Genomic DNA, 20,057 nt, shown 5'->3' with positions numbered 1-20,057 from the left:
CACCAGCCGGCCCGAGCAGGAGTACCTGCTGATGCGGGCGGCGCGGCTGGCCAGCGCCGGCTGACCCACTCCACCTCGCCTCCGCCTCACCTCGCCTCCGCCTCACATCGGCGATTCGGCGATGTCGGGGGCGGTGGGATGCCGCCACCTCGCCGCGCCCGGTGCATGGCCGGGCCCGGGCCCGGCCACCGGTTGGGTCAGCTCGCGGTGCAGGTCACCGCGGGGGCGGTGTTGGTGCCGTTCCAGGTGCCGAGGAAGCCGAAGCTGGTGCTGGCGCCGGCGCCGAGCCGGCCGTTGTAGTCCACGTTGCGGGCGGTGTAGGCCGATCCGCTGTTGCTGATCGTGGCGTTCCAGACCTGGGTGACCGTCTGGCCGTTGGCGAAGGTCCACTTCGCCGTCCAGCCGTTGATCGCCGACGCGCCGGCGGTCACCGTGACCTCGGCCTGGAAGCCGCCCGGCCACGAGTTGGTGATCGTGTAGCTCGCCGTGCAGCCGCCGTTCGCCGGCGGAGTGGTGGGCGGCGGGCTGCTCGGCGGGGGCGTGGTGGGCGGCGTGGTCGAGGGCGGCGGGCTGCTCGGCGGGGTGCCGGAGTAGACCGACGCCTCCCTGGCGGTCGACTTGATGCCGTTGGCCCCGTTGAAGATCCGCTGGCCCCAACTGGTCAGGCTGTTCGGGTCGAAGTTGGTGGCCATGTCCAGGTACTCGACGCCGCCGCCGTTGCCGCTCCACGACCAGCCCAGGTAGCCGATCCCGTTGGCCTGGCTGTACGCCATGATGCTGTCCTCGTCCGGGTTGCCGTCCGAGTGGTTGAACCCGAATTCGCCGACCACGATGGGCAGCTTGGCGGTGCGGAACCGGCCCAGGTAGTCGCTGATCTTGGCGGCGGTGTCGAAGCCGCCGTACATGTGGATCGAGAAGATGGTGTTCTTGGCCGGGTCCGCGTTGAAGACCGTGCCGGCGTTGTCGCGCATCGTGAAGGACCAGTCCTGGCCCCAGTTCGGGCCGTCCACCATGACGGTGTGGGTGAGGCCGCCGGCCCGCAGCCGCCGGACCGCGTTGGCGGTGTCGGTGGCCCAGGTGCCGTAGCCCTGGTTGCCGTACGGCTCGTTGCCGATGTTGACGATGACGTACTTCTCCTGGCCCTGCAGGGCACTGGCGATGCTGAGCCAGTAGTCGACCGCGCGGTCCAGGCTGATGGCGCCGCTCTGCTCGCCGTACCCGGTGGTGTCGTGCACCTCCAGGACGCAGATCAGCTTGTTGGCCTTGCACAGCGAGATGACGTTGGCGACGTCGGCCGCGCTGTTCTTCGCCCAGCGGTCACCGCTGGCCAGCACCACCCGCACGCTGTTCGCGCCGAGCGCCTTGATGTTGGCGAAGGAGCTGGTCTGCTGCGGGTACCAGGTGTGCGCGTGGTTGACGCCGCGCATGATGAACTCGTTGCCGTTGGCGTCGTAGAGCCGCCCGTCCGAGACGGAGAAGCCGGTGGCGGCGTGCGCCGGCTGCCCGAAGGCGAAGACGGCGGCGAGGACCGTCAGCAGGGCGGCGCCCGCGACGGAGAGCAGTTTCTTCATGGCTGTCCTCAGGGAGGTCTCCCCGTGCCCAGATCGGGGTGCGGAGGTGATGACAAGGCGGCTGAGCCCGACAGCCGCCGCCCGACTCCCGGCGGACGCAGGCATCAGCGTAGGGCGATGGACCGCGGTAGGCAACCGGCCGCTGAGCGCCGCCGCCGAGATGACACAGCTCGCCGGCTGGCAGGCATACGACGTGGCTGAACAGGGAGCTGCCCAGCGCTATTTGACCCTCGCCCTGGACCTCGCCCGGGCCGCCGAGGACAACGGCCTCGGCGCGGAGATTCTCGCCGCTATGAGCCACCAGGCCACGTACCTCGGCCACCTAGCCAGCGGCGTCGACCTGGCCCGAGCCGCGCGGGAGACCGCACGCCGCGCGGCTCTTCCCGTGCTGGCAGCCGAGGCGCTGGTAATGGAGGCCCGCGCTCACGCGGCAGCCAAGGACGAGCAGGCGTGCGCCTCCGCCCTGCACCAAGCGGAACAGACACTCGACCGGGCTGACCGCAGCAGAGAACCGCAATGGCTCGGCTACTTCGACGAGGCGTACCTGTCAGCCAAGTTCGGCCATTGTTTCCTCGCCCTCGGCAAGCTGGTCCAAGCCGAACGCTTCGCCGCCCGCTCATTGCAGATGGACGAGCGCTACGTACGAGGCAAAGCCTTCAACCTGGCTCTGCTCGCCAGTGTTCAGGCCGAGCGGGGCGAACCAGAACGCGCCTGCGCCATTGGTTCCGAAGCGTTGGCCCTGACCGCCCAGCTACGCTCAGCCCGAGCTGCCCGCTACGTACGCGACCTGCAAGCCCGGCTCGGGCCGCACCGCCGCCGGCCTGCCGTCCGGAATTTCCTCGGCCGGGTCGACTCGGTCCTCGGCACCCGCCGCTGACTCCTACAACTCTCCCCGAAGCTGCCGGGTGACCAACTCCAGCACCGCGATCACCGTGCCAGCCCCGGCAATCTCGCCCTGCGTCACCATCTCCCGCGCCTCGGCCAGCGAAATCCACGCCACCCGCTCGGCCTCGTTCACGTCCGTAGGTGGTCCCGTGTATTCGGCACCTCGGGCCAGGAACAGCAGGTTCTCCGCGTCCGCGGTCGCCACCCACGGCTGGAACGACAGCAGCGGTTCGACTTCGTGCGGGCGCCAGCCGGTCTCCTCCTCCACCTCGCGTACAGCACAGAATTCTGGCTCCTCCTGGCCGTCGACGTAGCCGCCGGGCAACTCCCAGACCCAGCGATCGAACACGAAACGGTGCCGCCGCAGCAGCAGGAGCCGGTACTGGTCGTCGAGCACGGCGACCATGGCCGAGCGGGGCGCCCGGATCACGTACTGCTCGAAGCGGACCCCGTCCGGCAGCTCCACGTCAGCGATGCTCAGCCGGGCTCGCCGCGTGTCGTCCACGATGCGCTCGCCGTGGATCGTCCACCGGGTCAGCTCCGTCGCTTGTTCCTCCACCATCCCGCCAGTATCGGCCCTCCGCCGAGTCAGACCGAGGCTCTGGTGAGGAGGGCTGTGTGCTGGCTCCACAGCCACTGTAGGTACTGCTGTAGTTCCTCAAGTGTGGCGACCCATCCCTCGTCCATGTAGGTGAGGATGCGTTTCACTTCCCCTGGTATCAGGTCGTAGGCGGTCGCTCCGGTTTCCGGGATGGGCGTCTCCGGGGAAACGGGCACGGGGTCCGGAAGAACGGGAATACGAACGCCAGTCCTGGAAGATGCCTTGAGGACCGTGAGGTAGACGCGCGGCAAATGGTAGGGCGACACGGCGAGCGCAAGGCTCGTGATGCCGCAAATTTGGACCTGGTCCAGGATCCAGGCGGCTTGCAGGCCCGTGTTGGGGGCCGGCTCGGCCTGGAGGCGTACGCCCTTGGTGCGACGGAGGCCGAGGCTACGCAGGTAGTCGAGCGTGATGTCGACGTAGGTCTCCTCAGCCGGGTTCCCGTTCGCCACGAGTAGGCAGCGGAGGGCCGCGTTTGCCTCCCAGCTCCGGATCGCATGGGTGAGGCGCCATTCTTCGCCCTGACCGCTGGCTACGACGAGCGCGTCGACGTGTGCGGCGGCCGACTGGGGCAGGGCCAGGATCGCCGTGAGGGCCCTCACGACCTCCACGAACTGGCCGGCCGTGAAGCAGCTGAGATCCTCTTCCCTCACGACCCGAGGAGTCACTCTGTTGGAATTCACCGAATACACCGCCCTCGGACTCTGGCGAGATCTTGCCTGGCGCGACCGCCTGGAGAAGCGGGCGGCCACATCATGATCACCAGGTGTCGTGCCGACAACGAGATCATGGATGTCCCTGCCCGCCAAGCGCCCTGAACGGAAGCGGACACCAGGGTTGACGCCCGCGAGGCGGGGTATCCGGTGACGATCCGCCCGGAAGGAGATGCCCCATGGTCGACGTCGGCTACACCCTCCTGTGCGAGCAGGCCGGCCCGAAGGAGCTGGTCGATCATGCCGTACGCGCCGAGGCGGCCGGATTCGACCACCTGGTCATGTCCGACCACTACTACCCGTGGCTCGACTCGCAGGGGCACTCGCCGTACGCCTGGTCGGTGCTCGGCGCGGTCGCGCACGTCACCAGCCGGATCGGCCTGATGTCCTTCGTGACCTGCCCGATCCGCCGCTACCACCCGGCGGTGGTGGCGCAGAAGGCCAGCACCATCGGCGTGCTCTCGGACGGCCGGTTCACCCTCGGCCTCGGCGCCGGGGAGAACCTGAACGAGCACGTGGTCGGCGGCTGGCCGCACGTGGAGCAGCGGCACGAGATGTTCGAGGAAGCGCTCCAGATCATCCGGCCGCTGCTCAACGGCGAGACCTTGACCTTCTCCGGCAACCACTTCGACGTGCCCGACGCGTACGTCTGGGACCGGCCGCAGCGCCCGGTGCCGATGGCCGTCGCCGCCTCCGGCCGGCAGTCGGCCACTCTCGCCGCCGAGTACGCGGACGGGATGATCGCCACCGAGCCACTGCCGCGTCTGGTCGAGATGTACGAGGAGGCCGGTGGCGCGGGGCACCCCCGCTACGGCCAGGTGGCCATCTGCTACGGCCCGGACGAGGCGGAGTGCCGCAAGATCGTGCACGACCAGTTCCGCTGGTTCGGCCTGGGCTGGAAGGTCAACGCCAACCTGCCCGACCCGAACGCGTTCGCCGCGGCCAGCCAGTTCGTCCGGGAGGAGGACGTGGCGGCCAGCATCTCCTGCGGGCCGGACGTGGACCGGCACGTCGAGGCGTTCAAGAAGTTCGTCGACGCCGGGTTCACCCACGTGGCGCTCGTCCAGGTCGGTGGCGACGGCCAGCCGACGTTCCTGGACTGGGCGCAGGAGGAACTGCTGCCCCGACTCCGCGCGCTGTGACCCGCCCGGCTGAAAAGGTGAGTCCATGCGTATCGGAAACATGCAGATCCGCCCGGTCGGCGGCGGGCTCGGCTGCCTGCTGATGATCCTCCTGTCGATCCTCGTCTCGGTGGTGCTCACCATGCTGCTGAACTGGGCGTTCTAACCCGACAGCGCCAGGTCGGCGACGACGGGGAAGTGGTCGGAGGCGGTGTCGGCGTCGCCGCCGCGGACCACCCGGACCGCGCGGGTCAGGTCGGCCAGCTCCGGGGTGGCGAGCAGGTAGTCCAGGCGCATCGCGGCGAACTCCGCCCCGCCGTGCCGGGTCGGCACGGTCGGCCCGTCCGGCTCACCGCCCCCGGCGTGCCGCCACAGGTCGACCAGGCCGGCGTCGAGCAGGCGGGACACCGCGCGGGTGTCGACGGTACGGCCGTCGCGGCGCAGGTGCCGGCGTCGGTAGAGGTCGGGCAGGCCGGCCAGCCGGGCGGTGTGGTCGACGGCCGGGTCGAGCGTGTTCAGGTCCCCGGCGAGCAGCGCCAGCCGGCCCCCGGTACGCCGGACCGCCACCGCGAGCCAGTCCGCCTCCATCCGTCGCCGCCCACCGGAGTAGGGATTCAGGTGGGTGCTGAACACGGTGAGCGCGCCTGCCCCGGTGGCCACCTGGACCAGAGCGGTGGCGTGGTGGAAGGGGCGGCGTACCCGGCCGGAGCGGAGCACCCGCAGCGGCGCGCGGACCAGCACCGCGACCGGCTGCCCGAACCAGGAGCGGGCCAGGTGGGGCGTCATGCCCAGCCGGCCGCCGAGCTCCGCCGTCCGCCCGTCCCGGTCGAGGCCGCGCAGCTCCTGCAGGGCCAGCACGTCGGGGCGCTGCGCGGCGACGACCGCGGCGATCCGGTCCCACCGGTCGGTTCCGGGGCGGTCCCGTCCGCCGGTCAGGATGTTCCAGGTCATCACCCGCAGCATCGGCGGTCAGTCCTCCCGGCCGGCCCTGGCCAGCTCGTCGTCCAGCTCGTGCACCCGCTCCGACTCGATGGCCGGCCGGTGGCCCTGGCGCACGTCGTCGTTGGGGCGGACCACCCAGCAGAGCAAGCCGATCCAGAGTGCGCCGAGCAGGATCGCGCCCATGAAGTCGGTCGGGTGGTGCATGCCCCGGTACATCCGGGAGGTGGCCACCCCGACCGGCATGATCACGACCATGGCCACGAAGATCCACCGCCACCAGCGGTCGGTCCGGGCGAACACGATGATCGCCACGGCGCTCCACAGGCAGATGGTGGCCGCGATGTGCCCGGACGGGAAGGCCGAGGTCGGCAGGGGGCCGTCCAGGTTCGCCACCGGCGGGCGCGGGCGGTCGACCACCCGGGCGGAGACGAGAAACAGGCTCAGCTCGCCGAACATCGCCAGCGCCACGAAGAGCACCGGCCGCCAGCGTTTCCACACGGCCAGCACCAGCGGGCAGAACACCAGCGAGACCAGCAGGATGGCGTGGGTGTCGCCGAACTTGCTCCACCACCAGCTCAGGTTGTTCAGCGAGTCGGTACGCCGGGCCGCGAACCACTGCGGCACCGCGGTGTCGAGGGTGTCGAGGAACGTGCCCTCGGCGTGGTAGCTGACGTACATGCCGAAGGCGTAGAGGGCGCCGAAGACGAGCACCCACCCCACCAGCAGCTCGGCGACCGCCGAGCGGGGATGCTCCAGCACCCGCTCCTCGTCCGGCGCGGGGCTGATCTTCTCCCCCGCCTCCGGCTCCAGGCCCTCGCTGATCGGCGGCACCGGCCGGCCGCGCTCGCGCCGCCACAGCTGGAAGGCGTACGCGGTGACGCCGAGCCAGGCCACGCCGAGCAGCCACCCGCCGAACACGTCGGAGACGAAGTGCACGCCCAGGGCGATCCGGGTCAGCCCGATCAGGAACACCAGCACGCCGAACACGGCGATGGCCGGCCGCCGCCAGCGGGGTGCCATGGCCGGCAGGAAGACCAGCAGCAGCGCCCCGTACGCGACGAACGAGCCGAGCGCGTGCCCGCTCGGGAAGCTGTTGCCGGGCGCGTGGGTGATCGGCACGTCGACCACCGGACGGAGCCGGCCGACCAGTGCCTTCAACGACGGGTCGAGGATCAGCCCACCGACCCCGGTGACGATCAGGTAGACCGCCAGCCGGGGCTGACGGCGGATGAGCAGACCCACCACCGCGATGGTGACCAGCCAGATCAGCACCGGCCGGCCGCCCAGGTCGGTGATCGCCCGGAGCACGGTGACCAGCGGGTGGTGCGGGGCCACCAGCGCGTTGAACCACTCCGCCGCCTCGCGGTCGGCGTGGTAGAGCGGCCCCCAGTGGAGCCGGACGAGCATCAGCAGCACGCCGAAGCCGGCACCCGCGCCGGCGACGGCGACCAGCCCCGCGACGCTGCGCCCGGCGAACTGGCCGAGCGGCCGCCGCAGCGCTTCCTTGACCGCCGTCACCCCGCACCTCCCGTTGTCAGCCGCGAGGCGCGCTGTACCCCGTTCGCGGTTCGCGTACACGTTGACGGGCGTCAGAGGGCGGTCATCTCGCCCGTGTCGAGGATTTCCGCGCGCTCGGTCTCCGGCTCCCAGAGGTCGGGCTGGGCGGGCTCGTCCACACCGATCCGCATCGCCTCCAGCTGGGCGGCGAAGGCCAGCCCGCCGAAGAGCGCCATCCCGGTCAGGTTGGCCCAGAGCAGCAGGGCCATCATGCCGGTCAGCACGCCGTACGTCTGCCCGAAGGCGCCGCTGTACTTGACGTACGCGGCGAGCAGCAGGCTCGCCAGCCACCAGAGAACAGTGGCGATCCCGGCACCGAAGAACAACCAGGACAGCCCGGGCTGCCGACGCCGGGGCGCGTGCCGGAACAGCACCGCCACGGCCAGCACCGTGAGGCCGAAGCTGAGCGGCCAGCGGACCACGTCCCAGGCGGCGTTGGCGAAGCCGCCCCAGGCGTAGTGCCGTTGCACCGAGTCGCCCGTCGCCCGCCCGCCGACCAGGATCAGGAACCCGGCCAGCGCGGGTAGGCCGGCGGCCACCGCGAGGACGGCGGCGCGGACGTACTTGGCCAGGGCCGGCCGGTCCCGCTCGACGCCGTAGATGCGGTTCGCGCCCCGCTCGATCTGGGCCATGGTGGCGGTGAGCGCGACGAGGCCGGCCAGCAGGCCGAGAATCAGCGCCAGCTCGCCGGCACGTTCGGTGTGCTTCCCGTCGGCGAGCAGCTGCTGCACGACGGACTCGCTCTGACCGGGGGTGAGCGCGAGCACCGTGTCGGCGACCACCTTGCCGCCCTCGTCGACGCCGAGGTCGGTGATCAGGCCGGTGAGCGCGATCAGGAACGGCACCACGGCCAGGCAGAGCTGCAACGCCAACGCCCGGGAGTGGCTGAAGCCGTCGCCGTAGCGGAACCGGATGAACGCGTCCCGCAGCAGGCACCAGCCGCCGTGACGGCGGAGGGTGCGCCAGGCGTCGTCGGCGGACAGCTCCTCGGCCGACATCAGCCGGGTCTCGGGGACCAGTCGGGTGCTACTCACGGCGGGCCTCCTCGACCAGGCGCTCGCCGCGCTCGGCCGCCGCGCCGGCGTCCACCGAGAGGTCGGGGTGGCGTTCCGGCCGCGGTACGCACAGCCACAACGCCCCGGGCCGGATCTCGGCGGTCAGCGACCGGCCCGGCTCGATCAGGTCCCCGTCGAGTTCCCGGGGCTGTGCCCGGTTGCTGGTGATCTCGACCTTGCGGGCCCGGAGCAGCTCCATCCGGGGCACCGTGCCGCGCCGGCGCAGCAGTGCCCACGCCATCGCCAGCCAGTGGCGGAGCGTACGCGGGGTGAGCACCGCGACGTCGAGCCAGCCGTCGTCCGGCTCCGCGTCGGCGAGCAGGCGTACGCCGCCCTGGAGCCGGCCGACGTTGGCGACCAGGACCGAGCGGGCCCGCCGGCGCAGCGGTGGCCGGTCGTCGATCCGGATGCTGACCCGCATCGGCCGGTCCCGCAGGTGCCGCACGGCCCCCATCAGGTACGCCGGCCAGCCGAGGTGTCTCTTGGTCCGCTCGGAGGTGGCGTCGAGCAGCTGCGCGTCGAAGCCCATCCCGGCCATGACGGCGAAGCACTGGTCGGCGACGACGCCGACGTCGAGTCGCCGCAGCCCGCGCTCGACGGCGACCTCCAGCCCGGCGGCCAGGTCGTTGGAGAGGCCGAGGTTGGCGGCGAGCAGGTTGCCGGTGCCCTGGGGCAGCACGGCGAGCGCCACGTCGGTGCCGGCGAGCGCGGTGACGCAGGCGCGCACCGTGCCGTCGCCGCCGCAGGCGAGGACGATCTCGGCGCCGGCCCGCACCGCCGCGCGGGTCTGGCCGTGGCCCGGGTCCTCGATCGTCGTCTCGTACCAGGCCGGCTCCGGCCAGCCGGCCGTGGCGAGCGCGTCGTTCACCGTCCGGCGGAACCCGTCGAGGTCGGTCACCTTCACCGGGTTGACCACCACCGCGGCGCGCGGCGCCGGGTGGCCCACAGTCGCCGGACGCTTGTCGTCTCCACCGTCCACGGCGCCAGTGTGCAGCAGGCGCGCGGGGTCAGCGACTCGACGGCGGCCGATGTCGCATGGACCGCAAACAGGTTTGAACGCCGGGTGCCAGCGTCAGGCGGCCGGGCGCCCGGCCGCGGTGCGCAGCGCCGCCTCCACCCGCTGGCGCAGGTCGTCCAGGTCGGCGCCGGCCTCGGTGAGCACCAGCGCGCCCAGGCCGTTCCCCTCCCGGAGCAGGCCGAGCAGGATGTGCTCGGTGCCGATGTGGCGGTGGCGCAGCCGGAGCGCCTCGCGCAGCGCGAGTTCCAGCACCTTCTTGGCCCGGGGCGAGAAGCGGCCGTCGTCGTGGCGGCGGCCCCAGCGGCGGCGCGGGACGGGTGCCGCCTCGCGCAGCGCGTCGGGGCCGAAGGACTGCTCGATCCGCGCGACGATCGCCGCGAGGTCGATGCCGATCTCACGCAGCGCCGCGGCGTCCGCCTCGCCGAGGCCGTCCACGCCGGAGGCGAGGTGTCGGGCCATCGCGGCGCGCAGCGCCTCGGCCCGGATGCCGCGCTCCGCCAGCACCCGGACCGCCAGGTTGTCGTCGTCGGCGAGCACGCCGAGCAGCAGGTGCTCGGTGCCGACCGGACGTCGCCCCTCGGTGCGGGCCTCGTCGACCGCGTGGCGCACCACCGTTCGGGCGCGGTCGGTGAACCGTTCGAACATCACGCCTCCCAGCTGCTACGGATTGCCGGTCGCCCGGCGTGCTTCTTGTGGACCGCCTGCCGGCTGACCTCGAGCGCGTCGGCGATCTCCTGCCAGGACCAGCCCTGCCGTCGGGCGTTGTCCACCTGCACGACCTCCAGCCGCTCGAGCAGCCGACGCAGCGCGAGGACCGCCCGGAGCCCGATCTTCGGGTCGGTGCTGCCGGCGGCCGCCGCGAGTTCCGTCGCCTGACTCATGCTGTCAACGTAGGTTGACGGACCGGATTCTGTCAACCCCAGTTGACAGAATCCGGCGGCCCAGCTCCCGACACGACGGCGACCGGCCGGGTGCGGACCCCGGCCGGTGTTACCGTCCGCTGGTGTTCCGCCGCCGCTCGCTGGACCGACCCGTCGACGCCGCCCACCGGCTGGTCGTCGGGCGGCTCACCCTGGAGATCGCGGGCGGCAGCGTGGTCGGGCACCACTACCCGGAGAACTTCGACGTGCTGCACGTCGACCGGGAGCTGCCCCTCGCCGCGGTCGCCGACGGCATGGGCGACGGGGAGGGCAGCCGGGTCGCCGGCGCCACCGCGATGAGCACGTTCGTGGCGGGAATCCGCGCCGCCTGGCCGGCCATCGACGCCCGCGGGCTGCACGCCGCCACCGCCGCGACCCAGCTGCGGGTACGCCAGGCCGGGGCGGGACTGGCCGGGCTGACCGGCTGCACATTGACCGCCCTGGTCGCCGAGCCGGACGGCGGGCAGGGCTGGCTGGTCCAGCTCGGCGACTCGCGGGCGTACCGGCTGCGCGACGGGCTGCTGGAACTGATGACCGTCGACCACACCATGGCCTGGCTCGGGGTCCTGCACGGCTGGTGGCCGGCGACCGCACCGGAGGCGGCCCGCGCCCGCTACCAACTGCTGCGCTACGTCGGCCACCCGGACAAGCCCGAGCCGGACGTACTGGCCGTCCCACTGCGGACCGGCGACACCTGGCTGCTCTGCACCGACGGGGTGAGCGACCAGCTCGGCTACCACCGGCTGCGGGACCTGCTGGCCGCGCGGCGGGACCCGGCGAAGACCGTCACCGCGCTGCTCTCCGCCACCCTCGACGAGGGCGGCGACGACAACGCCACCGCCGTGGTCGTCCGCGTGCACCCCACCGTCCCCACTCCCCGCTGACCGCCAGCTCGTCGAGGCCGGCAGCGGGTTCCGCCGTCTCGGTCCGCGGCGGGCACGCCCGCGACTACGGTGGGTGAGGAGAGCGCGGTCGGGAGGTGAGGCGGGATGGCCACACCCACCGAGGACGCGGTGGTGGTCGGCGTCGGCGGATCCGAGGAGGACCTCCAGGTGGTCCGCACCGCCACCCGGGAGGCCGCCGCCCACGGCCGTCCACTGCACCTGCTGCACGCCTTCAACTGGGCGGCGTTCCTGGAGGAGCCCTCGGTGTCCGGGCCGCGCGCCGCCGCCGAGGATCTGCTGGAACGCGCCGAACGGGTGGCCGCGGAGGTCGACCCGACCGTCCCGGTGCGGGCGGACCTCGTCGAAGGCGCACCGGTCGAGGCGCTGCTGCGGGCCGCCGATTCGGCGTACCTGGTGGCTGTCGGCGACGGCGGGATCGCCACCTGCCCGACCTGCGTACCGTCCGACGCCCCGGCCGTGCAGGTCGCCGCCCGCGCCGGCTGCCCGGTGCTGGTGGGCCGGGCTGAGCCGGCGCCGCAGGGCCCGGTGCTGGTCGGTGTGGACGGCTCGGAGGCCGCCGACGCCGCCCTCGGCTACGCCTTCGACTGCGCGGACCACCGTGGAGCCCGGCTGCTCGCGATCCGGGTCGTCGAGCCCGGCCGCCCCGACGGGACCGACGACCTGCTCGCCGGGGCGGTGGCCCGGTACGCCGCCCAGCACCCCACGGTGGCCGCCGAGTGCCACACGCTGCACGGCGATCCGGGCGACCTCCTGGTCGAACAGTCCCGCTCGGCGCAGCTCGCGATAATCGCGGCGCGGGGCGAGGATCCGCTGCGGGGCATGCTGGGCCCGGTCAGCCAGACGCTGCTCTACCACTCACCGGCACCGGTGATCGTCGTGCGTGGGCTCGCTCCGGAAGGCGCGGCGGGGTGATGACGCCCGGGCGGCCCGGGACCATCGGCCCTGACCCGCCTCGTGGCCGGCGGGCGAGCCTGGACGTGCCCGTGCGGATATCCGCCTTCGGGTGGCAGAAGTCCCCGAGCCACGAGAGGCTATTGCAGCATGGACACCGCTCTCGACCTGCACAGCCCCCTGACGGAAGACGAGCTGCGCCGGCTCGACGCCTACTGGCGGGCGGCCAACTACCTCACCGTCGGGCAGATCTACCTGCTCGACAACCCGCTGCTGCGTGAGCCGCTGAGGCCGGAACACATCAAGCCGCGGCTGCTGGGGCACTGGGGCACCAGCCCCGGCCTCAACCTGATCTACGCCCACCTGAACCGGGTCATCGTCAACCGGGACCTGAACGTCATCTACCTGACCGGGCCTGGGCACGGCGGGCCGGCGATCGTGGCGAACACCTGGCTGGAGGGCACCTACAGCGAGCTCTACCACTCGGTGAGCCGGGACGAGTCCGGGATGGCCCGGCTGTTCCGCCAGTTCTCCTTCCCCGGTGGCATCCCCAGCCACGTCGCGGCGGAGGTGCCCGGCTCGATCCACGAGGGCGGCGAGCTGGGCTACGCGCTCAGCCACGCGTACGGGGCCGCCTTCGACAACCCTGACCTGCTGGTCGCCTGCGTGATCGGGGACGGCGAGGCGGAGACCGGCCCGCTGGCCGGAAGCTGGCTGTCCAACGTCTTCCTCAACCCGGCCCGGGACGGCGCCGTGCTGCCCATCCTGCACCTCAACGGCTACAAGATCGCCAACCCCACGGTGCTGGACCGGATCCCCGCCGAGGAACTCCTCGAACTGATGCGCGGCTACGGCTACCAGCCGTACGTCGTCGAGGGCGACGACCCCACGAAGGTGCACCAGAGCCTCGCCGCGACCCTGGACCGGGCCGTCGACGAGATCGCCGCGATCCAGCGCCGGGCCCGTACCGGCGGCCCGGTCGAACGCCCCCGCTGGCCCATGGTCATCCTGCGTACGCCCAAAGGCTGGACGGGTCCGAAGAACGTCGACGGCAAGCCGGCCGAGGGCACCTTCCGCTCCCACCAGGTGCCCATCGACCAGGTGCGGAACAACCCCGAGCACCTGGCCGAGCTGGAGCGCTGGCTGCGCAGCTACCGGCCGGAGGAGCTGTTCGACGCCACCGGCGCCCCGGTCGCCGAGCTGGCCGCCCTGCCGCCCCGGGGCGACCGGCGGATGAGCGCCAACCCGGTGGCCAACGGCGGTCGCCTGCTGCGCGACCTGGAGCTGCCCGACTTCCGCGACTACGGGGTCGACGTGCAGCATCCGGGCGAGCCGGTCGCCGGAGCGGCCGGTGTGCTGGGCCCGTGGGTCCGCGACGTGATCAGCCGCAATCCACAGACCTTCCGCCTCTTCGGGCCCGACGAGGTCGCCTCGAACCGGCTCGGCGCCGTCTTCGAGGTCACCGATCGCGCGTTCGTCGGTGACACCGTCCCCGGCGACGACCACCTCTCCCCCGGCGGCCGGGTGATGGAGGTGCTGTCGGAACACCTGTGCCAGGGCTGGCTGGAAGGCTATCTGCTGACCGGCCGGCACGGCATCTTCACCAGCTACGAGGCGTTCATCCACATCGTCGACTCGATGGTCAACCAGCACGCCAAGTGGCTCAAGGTGACCCGACACATCCCCTGGCGGGAGCCGGTGGCCTCGCTGAACTACCTGCTGTCCAGCCACGTCTGGCGGCAGGACCACAACGGCTTCTCGCACCAGGATCCGGGCTTCATCGACCACGTCGTGAACAAGAAGGCCGAAGTGGTCCGCGTCTACCTGCCGCCGGACGCCAACACCCTGCTCTCCACCATGGACCACTGCCTGCGCAGCCGGCACTACATCAACGTGGTGGTGGCCGGCAAGCAGCCGGCGCCGAACTGGCTGAGCATGGACGAGGCGATCCAGCACTGCCGGCGCGGCCTGGGCATCTGGGACTGGGCCAGCACCGACGACGGCAGCGAGCCGGACGTGGTGCTCGCCTGCGCCGGTGACGTGCCGACGCTGGAGACCCTGGCCGCGGCCGACCTGCTCCGTCAGCACCTGCCCGAGCTGAAGGTCCGGGTCGTCAACGTGGTCGACCTGATGCGCCTGCAGCCGCCCTCGGAACACCCGCACGGCCTGCCCGACAACGAGTTCGACACGATCTTCACCCGCGACAAGCCGATCATCTTCGCCTACCACGGCTACCCGTGGCTCATCCACCGGCTCACCTACCGCCGGACCAACCACGGCAACCTGCACGTGCGCGGCTACAAGGAGGAGGGCACCACCACCACGCCGTTCGACATGGTGATGCTCAACGACCTGGACCGATTCCACCTGGTCGTCGACGTCATCGACCGGGTGCCGGGGCTCGCCCCGCGCGCCGCGCACCTGCGCCAGGACATGGTCGACGCCCGGCAGGCCGCCCGCGACTACACCCGCGAACACGGCGAGGACGACCCCAGGGTCGCCGAGTGGCGCTGGATCCGGGAGACCGAGCAGGGCCTGCAGAGTGGCCGGTGAGCGAGCTCGCGGGCGGAAGGAGGACGCGGTGAGTTCCGACGAGATCCTGGTCGGTTACGACGGCTCGGCCGACGCCACCGTCGCCCTGAACTGGGCGCTGGACGAGGCGGGCCGCTCCGGCCGACCGGTCCGGCTGGCGTACGTCTTCGAGTGGCTGACGGTGGCCGGCTGGGTCGGCCCCGGCGTGGCACCCGGGATCTGGCCGGACGAGACCGCCCGCCGGCAGGTCGAGGACCTGGTCCGGAAGGCGGCGGCGGACGCCGCAGCCGACCGGCCCGGCCTCACCGTGCACGGTGAGGTCTTCGACGGCCCGCCCGGCCTGGTGCTCCAGGAACGCTCGGCCGAGGCGGGAATGCTGGTGCTCGGCAGCCGAGGGCACGGCGGCTTCGGCGGCCTGCTCGCCGGCTCCACCGCGATCTCCGTCACCGCCCACGCCCACTGCCCGGTGGTGGTGGTACGCGAGGGGCAGGCGGCCACCTCCGGGCCGGTGGTGGTCGGCGTGGACGGCTCCGAACCCGCACTGCGGGCGCTCGGCTTCGCCGTCGAGCGGGCGGCCCAGCGGGACGTCCCGCTGCGGGTGCTCCGGGCCTGGGGGCCGTCCGGGGAACGATGGGCACCACCCGGCTTCGACCCGGAGGCGGCCAGCGCCACCGAACGGGCGGCGGTCGAACAGGAGCTGGCCCAGTGGCGAAAGACCTTCCCGGACGTGCCGATCGAGGTCCGGGTGACCCCGGGCAACGCGGCCGCGCTGCTGGTCGAGGAGAGCCGCGAGGCGCAGCTCGTGGTGGTCGGCAGCCGGGGCCGGGGCGGGCTGCGCGGGATGTTGCTCGGCTCGGTCAGCCAGCAGCTCATCCACCACGCGCACTGCCCGGTCGCGGTCGTCCGCGAACGCTGACCGGTAAGGAAGGGCACCTTGTTAACGGATTCCGTTGTACAGGGGGCCCTTCCTAACGCCTGTCGGTGTCGTCGGCGGGGTTGAGCGAGAAGTAGTCCTCCTCTTCCTGCGCCAGGTGCAGCCGCAGCACCGCGTCCAGGCCGTACAGAGCGGCGAGCAGGTCGGGGACCTCGTCGCGGCGCAGCCGGCCGTCCGGGTGCTGGGCCAGGTGGCCACCGATCCGGTCCACCAGCCGGCCGATCTCCACGTGCGCCCGGCTCATCGTCGAGGTCGCCTCGTCGCTGCCCAGCGGCCCCGCGAGAGCCGGATACAGGTGCCGCTCCTCGGCCGCCTCGTGCGGCAGCACCTCGTCGACCAGCCGGCGATGCACCTCCCCCAGCGCCGGCACGCACTCCGGCGCGTCCGGGCGGGTCGCCACCAGGTCGGCGGTGTCACGCAGCCTGGTCAGCACGTCGCGCACCCCGCCGTGCTCGTCGGCGTACCGGTCGAGCAGTTCCCGGGTCTCCGGCGGGACGTCCCGGTGCCGCAGGCCGCCCCGCAGGGCGCGCAACGCGTTGACGATCACCAGCACGTCGATGCCCTCCTGGAGGAACGCGCCGGCGACCGGGGGCAGCCCGCCCGCGGCGGCCGCCACCATCGCCACCACGGCCAGGCCCATCCCGACCGTGGCGCTCTGCACCGCGATGCGGCGGGCGTAGCGGGCGATCTCGACGGCGTCGGCGAGCCGGTCCAGCCGGTCCACGGTGAGCACCGCGTCGGCCACGTCGGCGGAGGCGGTCGCCCCGGTGGCACCCATCGCCACCCCGACGTGCGCCTCGGCCAGCGCCGGCGCGTCGTTGACTCCGTCGCCGACCATCACCGTCACCGCCCGACCGGATTCCTCCTTCACCCGGTCGACCTTCTCCTGCGGCGAGCACTGGGCGATCACGTCGTCCACGCCGACGATCCGGGCCACCTGGTCGGCGGTACGCGGCCGGTCGCCGGTGACCATCACCAGGCGGTCCAGCCCGGCCTGCCGGAGCCGCCGCACCGTACGCCGGGCGTCGGGGCGTACCGGGTCCTCCAGCAGGATCGCGCCGAGCGGGGCCCGCTCGTCGCTGACCCAGACGGTGGACCGGCCGGTTAGCTCGGCGCGCTCGCGTACCCGCTGCGCCCAGTCGGGCGGCTCGCCGGCGAGCTGGCCCACCCGGACCAGGCGGCCGTCCACCCGGCCGGTCACCCCGCGCCCCGGTTCCTCGGTCACCTCCGCCGGCTCGGCCAGGCGCAGCCCCTGCGCGCGGGCCTGCCCGACCAGGGCGGCGGCCAGCACGTGCGGGGAGAGCTGTTCGACGGAGGCGGCCAGGCGCAGCACCTCGTCCCGGTCGCCGCCGGGCGCGACCACCGTCTCCGCGGCGCGCGGCCGGCCGGCGGTGAGCGTCCCGGTCTTGTCCATCAGCAGGGTACGGGCGCGGCCGAGCAGCTCCAGCGATCCGCCGTCGCGGACCAGCACCCCGCGCCGGGCCACCCGGGACAGCCCCGAGACGATGGCGATCGGGGTGGCCAGCAGCAGCGGGCAGGGGGTGGCCACCACCAGCACCGCCACCGCCCGCAGGAACTGGCCGGAGAGCACCCAGGCCACCCCGGCCACCAGCAGGGTGAACGGCACGAACGCGGCCGCGAACCGGTCGGCGAGGCGGACCATCGGGGCCTTGCGCGCGGTGGCCTCCTCGGCGAGCCGGACGATCCCGGCGTACGTGCTCTCCGCCGCGCTCCGGTCGGCCCGCAGCCCGAAACCCGCGCCGGCGTTGACCACACCGCTGGCCACCCGCTCGCCCACGGCCCGGCTGACCAGCTGCGACTCGCCGGTGACCACCGACTCGTCCAGCGTCGCGGGCTCCTCGACGGTCCCATCCACCGGCACCACGTCACCGGGGCCGACCACCAGCCGGTCCCCCACCGCCACCGAGTCCAGCGGCACCACCTCGATGCCCCCGCCGGGGACACGCCGGCGGGCCTGCCGGGGAGCACGTTCCAGCAGCGCCCGCAGGTCCCGGCTGGCCCGCCGCTCGGCGTAGTTCTCCAGCGTCTGCCCGGTGGCGACCATCACCGCGATCACCGCACCGGCGAGGTACTCGCGGACCAGCAGCGTGCCGACCAGCGCCAGCACGGCGATCACGTCCACCCCGAACTGCCGGCGCCACAACTGCCGCAGGGTCGCCCAGGTGGCGGGCAGCAGCGCCGCCACGGTCACCGCCGCCCAGACCAGTTGGGCCGCGGTGCGCAGCCCGGCGAGCCACAACCCGGCGCCGGCCAGCCCGGCCGCCGTGAGCAGGGTCAGTGACCCCCACTCCCGCCACTGCACCCGGCGTCGCCGCACCGGCCGCTCGGATACGCACTCGCGCGGTTCCGCGTCCACGTGCGGATCGTCTCAGCGGCCGGGCGGCGGAGACAGGGCAAACGCGGGTATTCCGACGGGCCGAAAGGCCTCGGGTGGCGCGGGTATTCCGACGGGCCGAAAGGCCCGGGCAGCGGGGGCCTGCGTACCGTGCGGCCGGCCGCCCGATGGCAGAGGATGGAGCCGCAACCTCGCCCGGGGGCCACCGGGGTGGGGCACGATGGGGAGAGACGGAAAGGTCGTGACGATGAGCCACGGAACGCCGGCCGGAGCACGCCCGCTGACCACCGCGCTCGCGGAGGCCGCCGGAATGGCCGGCCACGCCCCCTCGGTGCACAACACCCAGCCGTGGCACTGGACGGTTCTCCCCGACGCCCTGGAGCTGCGGGTGGCCCGGGAACGCCAGCTCACCGCCATGGACCCGGAGGGCCGGTTGCTTGCCATCAGCTGCGGCACCGCCCTGCACCACGCCCGGGTGGCGCTGGCCGCCGAGGGCTGGACGCCGGTGGTCGAGCGGATGCCCGACCCGGCCCAGCCGGACCTGGTGGCCCGGCTGACCGGGATGCGGCACACCGGGGCGGACCCGGAGGCCATGCACCTCGTGCAGTGCATGCGGGTACGCCACACCGACCGACGGCCGGTCAGCGACGAGCCGGTGCCTGCCGCCGCGCTCGCCGAGATCGACCGGGCGGCCACCCGCGAGGGCGTGCACCTCCAAGTGCTCGACGACACCCAGAAGATCCAGCTGGCCAGCGCCGCCCAGCAGGCCGCGACGGTCGAGGCGGAGGACCCGCGGCTGAGCGAGGAGCTCGCGTACTGGACCACCCGGGCCGGCACCGGCGCCGGGCTGCCGCCGGAGGTGCTGCCCGAGACGGTCCCGCAGACCACCGTCCCGGCCCGCGACTTCGGCCGGTCCGGCACCCTGCCGATCGGCCCCGGCCACGACCGGGCGGCCGGCTACGCGATCCTGTGGGACACCGAGGACGAGCCGGACAGCTGGCTGCGGGCCGGGGAGGCGCTCTCCGCCGCCTGGCTCACCGCCACCCGGCTCGGGGTGTCCCTGGTGCCGCTCAGCGGGGTGGTGGAGGTCGACGGCACCCGGCAGGCGCTGCGACAGATCCTCTCCGGGCTGGGCTTCCCGTACATCTCGATGCGGCTGGGCATCGCCGACCCGACGCACGCCGGGCCGGCGCACACCCCGCGGCTGGACGCCGCGCAGACCGTCGACACCTCGGCGGTACAGGGCCAACTGTCGTAACGGCCCTTCGTGCCGGACCCCACCGGGCGATACCTCGCCCGGTGATCAGCGCACCGAATCCTCGGCAGGAGCGGGAGCTGCTGGTGGTCCTGGAGGACCGCGAGCGGATCGGCCACGACCTGCACGAGTGATCCAACGGCTCTTCGCCACCGGCCTGCATCTGCAGAGCACCGCGCCGATGACCGTGCGGCCCCAGGGTGGCCAAGCGGATCAACGCCGCCGTCGACGATCTGGACGCCACCATCCGCGACATCCGGCGCACGATCTTCGAGCTGCGTACGCCGATGAGCGCCGCGCTGCGCACCGAGATCCGCGAGGCGATCGAGGTGGCCGCCGAGGCGCTGGGCTACCGCCCCGCCCTGGACCTGGTCGGTCCGATCGACAGCGCCGTCCCGGGACGAGCTGCGCCCGGAGCTCATCGCGGTGCTGCGGGAGGCGCTCTCCAACGCGGTACGCCACGCGCAGGCCGACCGGGTGTCGGTGACGGTACGGGTCGACGCCGGCCGGCTGGCGGTGACCGCCACCGACGACGGGGTCGGCTGCGACCCGGAGGCGGCCCGCAGCGGCCTGGTGAACCTACGCGAGCGGGCCGAACGCCTCGGCGGCAACTTCCACCCCCACCCCCACCCCCGCACCCCACCCCTCCCCCGCGCGCGATCTTGCAGTTTCGGTCTCGCGGAACGGTGCATAAGGCGCAAATCAGGGGCCGAAAGTGCAAGATCGCGCGGGAGTGCCGGGACGCGCGCCGGGCCGCCGACGGCCCGGGGTGCCGCCGGTCAGCCGGTGGGGCGCGCCTGC

15 protein-coding genes and 4 pseudogenes are annotated in these 20,057 nt (G+C 73.0%); 8 read left to right on the top strand and 11 right to left on the bottom strand.

The genetic code is table 11. The annotated features are described in order from the left end of the window. Window positions 1-197: 197 nt before the first annotated feature. Complete coding sequence (locus ABZ570_RS29320) at window positions 198-1,571, bottom strand: cellulase family glycosylhydrolase (protein ID WP_358070611.1); 1,374 nt, start codon at window positions 1,569-1,571, stop codon at window positions 198-200. Window positions 1,572-1,674: 103 nt separating this feature from the next. Here ABZ570_RS29320 and ABZ570_RS29315 point away from each other — a divergent pair. Next, a pseudogene (locus tag ABZ570_RS29315) lies at window positions 1,675-2,448 on the top strand (XRE family transcriptional regulator); the annotation flags it as partial. A gap of 3 nt (window positions 2,449-2,451) precedes the next feature. Here the strand turns inward: ABZ570_RS29315 and ABZ570_RS29310 are convergent. Together ABZ570_RS29310 and ABZ570_RS29305 are read right to left on the bottom strand one after the other, a co-directional pair. Beyond that, window positions 2,452-3,018, bottom strand: a complete 567-nt coding sequence (locus ABZ570_RS29310) for an NUDIX hydrolase (protein ID WP_358070609.1) — start codon at window positions 3,016-3,018, stop codon at window positions 2,452-2,454. Window positions 3,019-3,044: 26 nt separating this feature from the next. Continuing rightward, complete coding sequence (locus tag ABZ570_RS29305; protein WP_358070607.1) at window positions 3,045-3,710, bottom strand: hypothetical protein; 666 nt, start codon at window positions 3,708-3,710, stop codon at window positions 3,045-3,047. A gap of 239 nt (window positions 3,711-3,949) precedes the next feature. Here ABZ570_RS29305 and ABZ570_RS29300 point away from each other — a divergent pair, with 239 nt between their 5' ends. Beyond that, the gene (locus ABZ570_RS29300; RefSeq protein ID WP_358070605.1) at window positions 3,950-4,912 is read left to right on the top strand and encodes a TIGR03557 family F420-dependent LLM class oxidoreductase; all 963 of its coding nucleotides are present in this window, start codon (window positions 3,950-3,952) and stop codon (window positions 4,910-4,912) included. Window positions 4,913-5,053: 141 nt separating this feature from the next. On the opposite strand, the gene ABZ570_RS29295 is transcribed toward ABZ570_RS29300, so the two are convergent. From ABZ570_RS29295 to ABZ570_RS29265, 7 genes and pseudogenes are all read right to left on the bottom strand, one after another. Continuing rightward, window positions 5,054-5,854 (bottom strand): endonuclease/exonuclease/phosphatase family protein, encoded by an 801-nt coding sequence (locus ABZ570_RS29295; protein ID WP_358070603.1) that lies wholly within the window; start codon window positions 5,852-5,854, stop codon window positions 5,054-5,056. Window positions 5,855-5,860: 6 nt separating this feature from the next. Continuing rightward, window positions 5,861-7,351: a phosphatase PAP2 family protein gene (locus tag ABZ570_RS29290; RefSeq protein ID WP_358070601.1), complete on the bottom strand. Its 1,491-nt coding sequence runs from the start codon at window positions 7,349-7,351 to the stop codon at window positions 5,861-5,863. Window positions 7,352-7,422: 71 nt separating this feature from the next. Continuing rightward, window positions 7,423-8,424, bottom strand: a complete 1,002-nt coding sequence (locus ABZ570_RS29285; RefSeq protein ID WP_358070599.1) for a YihY/virulence factor BrkB family protein — start codon at window positions 8,422-8,424, stop codon at window positions 7,423-7,425. Continuing rightward, on the bottom strand, window positions 8,417-9,424 hold the full coding sequence (locus tag ABZ570_RS29280) for a diacylglycerol kinase family protein (protein ID WP_358070597.1): 1,008 nt from the start codon (window positions 9,422-9,424) through the stop codon (window positions 8,417-8,419). Before ABZ570_RS29280 ends, ABZ570_RS29285 begins: the two co-directional genes overlap by 8 nt. A 135-nt stretch (window positions 9,425-9,559) precedes the next feature. Beyond that, a pseudogene (locus ABZ570_RS29275) lies at window positions 9,560-9,736 on the bottom strand (Clp protease N-terminal domain-containing protein); the annotation flags it as partial. Window positions 9,737-9,934: 198 nt separating this feature from the next. Next, a pseudogene (locus tag ABZ570_RS29270) lies at window positions 9,935-10,108 on the bottom strand (Clp protease N-terminal domain-containing protein); the annotation flags it as partial. Then, window positions 10,108-10,344: an HTH domain-containing protein gene (locus tag ABZ570_RS29265; RefSeq protein WP_358070595.1), complete on the bottom strand. Its 237-nt coding sequence runs from the start codon at window positions 10,342-10,344 to the stop codon at window positions 10,108-10,110. The gene ABZ570_RS29265 and the pseudogene ABZ570_RS29270, both read right to left, overlap by 1 nt. A 122-nt stretch (window positions 10,345-10,466) precedes the next feature. Here ABZ570_RS29265 and ABZ570_RS29260 point away from each other — a divergent pair, with 122 nt between their 5' ends. The 4 genes from ABZ570_RS29260 (at window position 10,467) to ABZ570_RS29245 (ending at window position 15,627) form a co-directional block, all read left to right on the top strand. Continuing rightward, window positions 10,467-11,267: a PP2C family serine/threonine-protein phosphatase gene (locus ABZ570_RS29260; protein ID WP_358070593.1), complete on the top strand. Its 801-nt coding sequence runs from the start codon at window positions 10,467-10,469 to the stop codon at window positions 11,265-11,267. Between the two features lie 105 nt (window positions 11,268-11,372). Next, entirely contained in the window at window positions 11,373-12,200 is an 828-nt protein-coding gene (locus tag ABZ570_RS29255; RefSeq protein WP_358070591.1) for a universal stress protein, read from the top strand. A 129-nt stretch (window positions 12,201-12,329) separates the two neighbouring features. Then, window positions 12,330-14,732 (top strand): phosphoketolase family protein, encoded by a 2,403-nt coding sequence (locus ABZ570_RS29250; protein WP_358070589.1) that lies wholly within the window; start codon window positions 12,330-12,332, stop codon window positions 14,730-14,732. 28 nt (window positions 14,733-14,760) lie between these two features. Then, entirely contained in the window at window positions 14,761-15,627 is an 867-nt protein-coding gene (locus ABZ570_RS29245) for a universal stress protein (RefSeq protein WP_358070587.1), read from the top strand. A 52-nt stretch (window positions 15,628-15,679) separates the two neighbouring features. Here ABZ570_RS29245 and ABZ570_RS29240 read toward each other — a convergent pair whose 3' ends face one another. Beyond that, window positions 15,680-18,022, bottom strand: coding sequence for a heavy metal translocating P-type ATPase (locus tag ABZ570_RS29240; RefSeq protein ID WP_358070585.1), 2,343 nt, complete (start codon window positions 18,020-18,022; stop codon window positions 15,680-15,682). Window positions 18,023-18,221: 199 nt separating this feature from the next. Between ABZ570_RS29240 and ABZ570_RS29235 the strand changes: the two genes are divergently transcribed. After that, entirely contained in the window at window positions 18,222-19,259 is a 1,038-nt protein-coding gene (locus tag ABZ570_RS29235; RefSeq protein ID WP_358070583.1) for a nitroreductase family protein, read from the top strand. Window positions 19,260-19,321: 62 nt separating this feature from the next. Further along, window positions 19,322-19,871: pseudogene (locus ABZ570_RS29230) on the top strand (ATP-binding protein); the annotation flags it as partial. Between the last annotated feature and the right edge of the window lie 186 nt (window positions 19,872-20,057).

This window comes from Micromonospora sp. NPDC007271 (assembly GCF_040634005.1).
Lineage (GTDB): Bacteria > Actinomycetota > Actinomycetes > Mycobacteriales > Micromonosporaceae > Micromonospora.
The sequence above is the reverse complement of the archived record's forward strand: the minus strand, read 5'-3'. Positions and strand labels throughout refer to the sequence as shown.

Bases quoted from the DNA above. Each gene is read 5' to 3' on its own strand.
- ABZ570_RS29265 (WP_358070595.1), bottom strand. From the start codon at position 10,344: ATGAGTCAGGCGACGGAACTCGCGGCGGCCGCCGGCAGCACCGACCCG.
- ABZ570_RS29235 (WP_358070583.1), top strand. From the start codon at position 18,222: ATGGGGAGAGACGGAAAGGTCGTGACGATGAGCCACGGAACGCCGGCC.
- ABZ570_RS29310 (WP_358070609.1), bottom strand. From the start codon at position 3,018: ATGGTGGAGGAACAAGCGACGGAGCTGACCCGGTGGACGATCCACGGC.
- ABZ570_RS29255 (WP_358070591.1), top strand. From the start codon at position 11,373: ATGGCCACACCCACCGAGGACGCGGTGGTGGTCGGCGTCGGCGGATCC.
- ABZ570_RS29300 (WP_358070605.1), top strand. From the start codon at position 3,950: ATGGTCGACGTCGGCTACACCCTCCTGTGCGAGCAGGCCGGCCCGAAG.
- ABZ570_RS29320 (WP_358070611.1), bottom strand. From the start codon at position 1,571: ATGAAGAAACTGCTCTCCGTCGCGGGCGCCGCCCTGCTGACGGTCCTC.
- ABZ570_RS29250 (WP_358070589.1), top strand. From the start codon at position 12,330: ATGGACACCGCTCTCGACCTGCACAGCCCCCTGACGGAAGACGAGCTG.
- ABZ570_RS29295 (WP_358070603.1), bottom strand. From the start codon at position 5,854: ATGCTGCGGGTGATGACCTGGAACATCCTGACCGGCGGACGGGACCGC.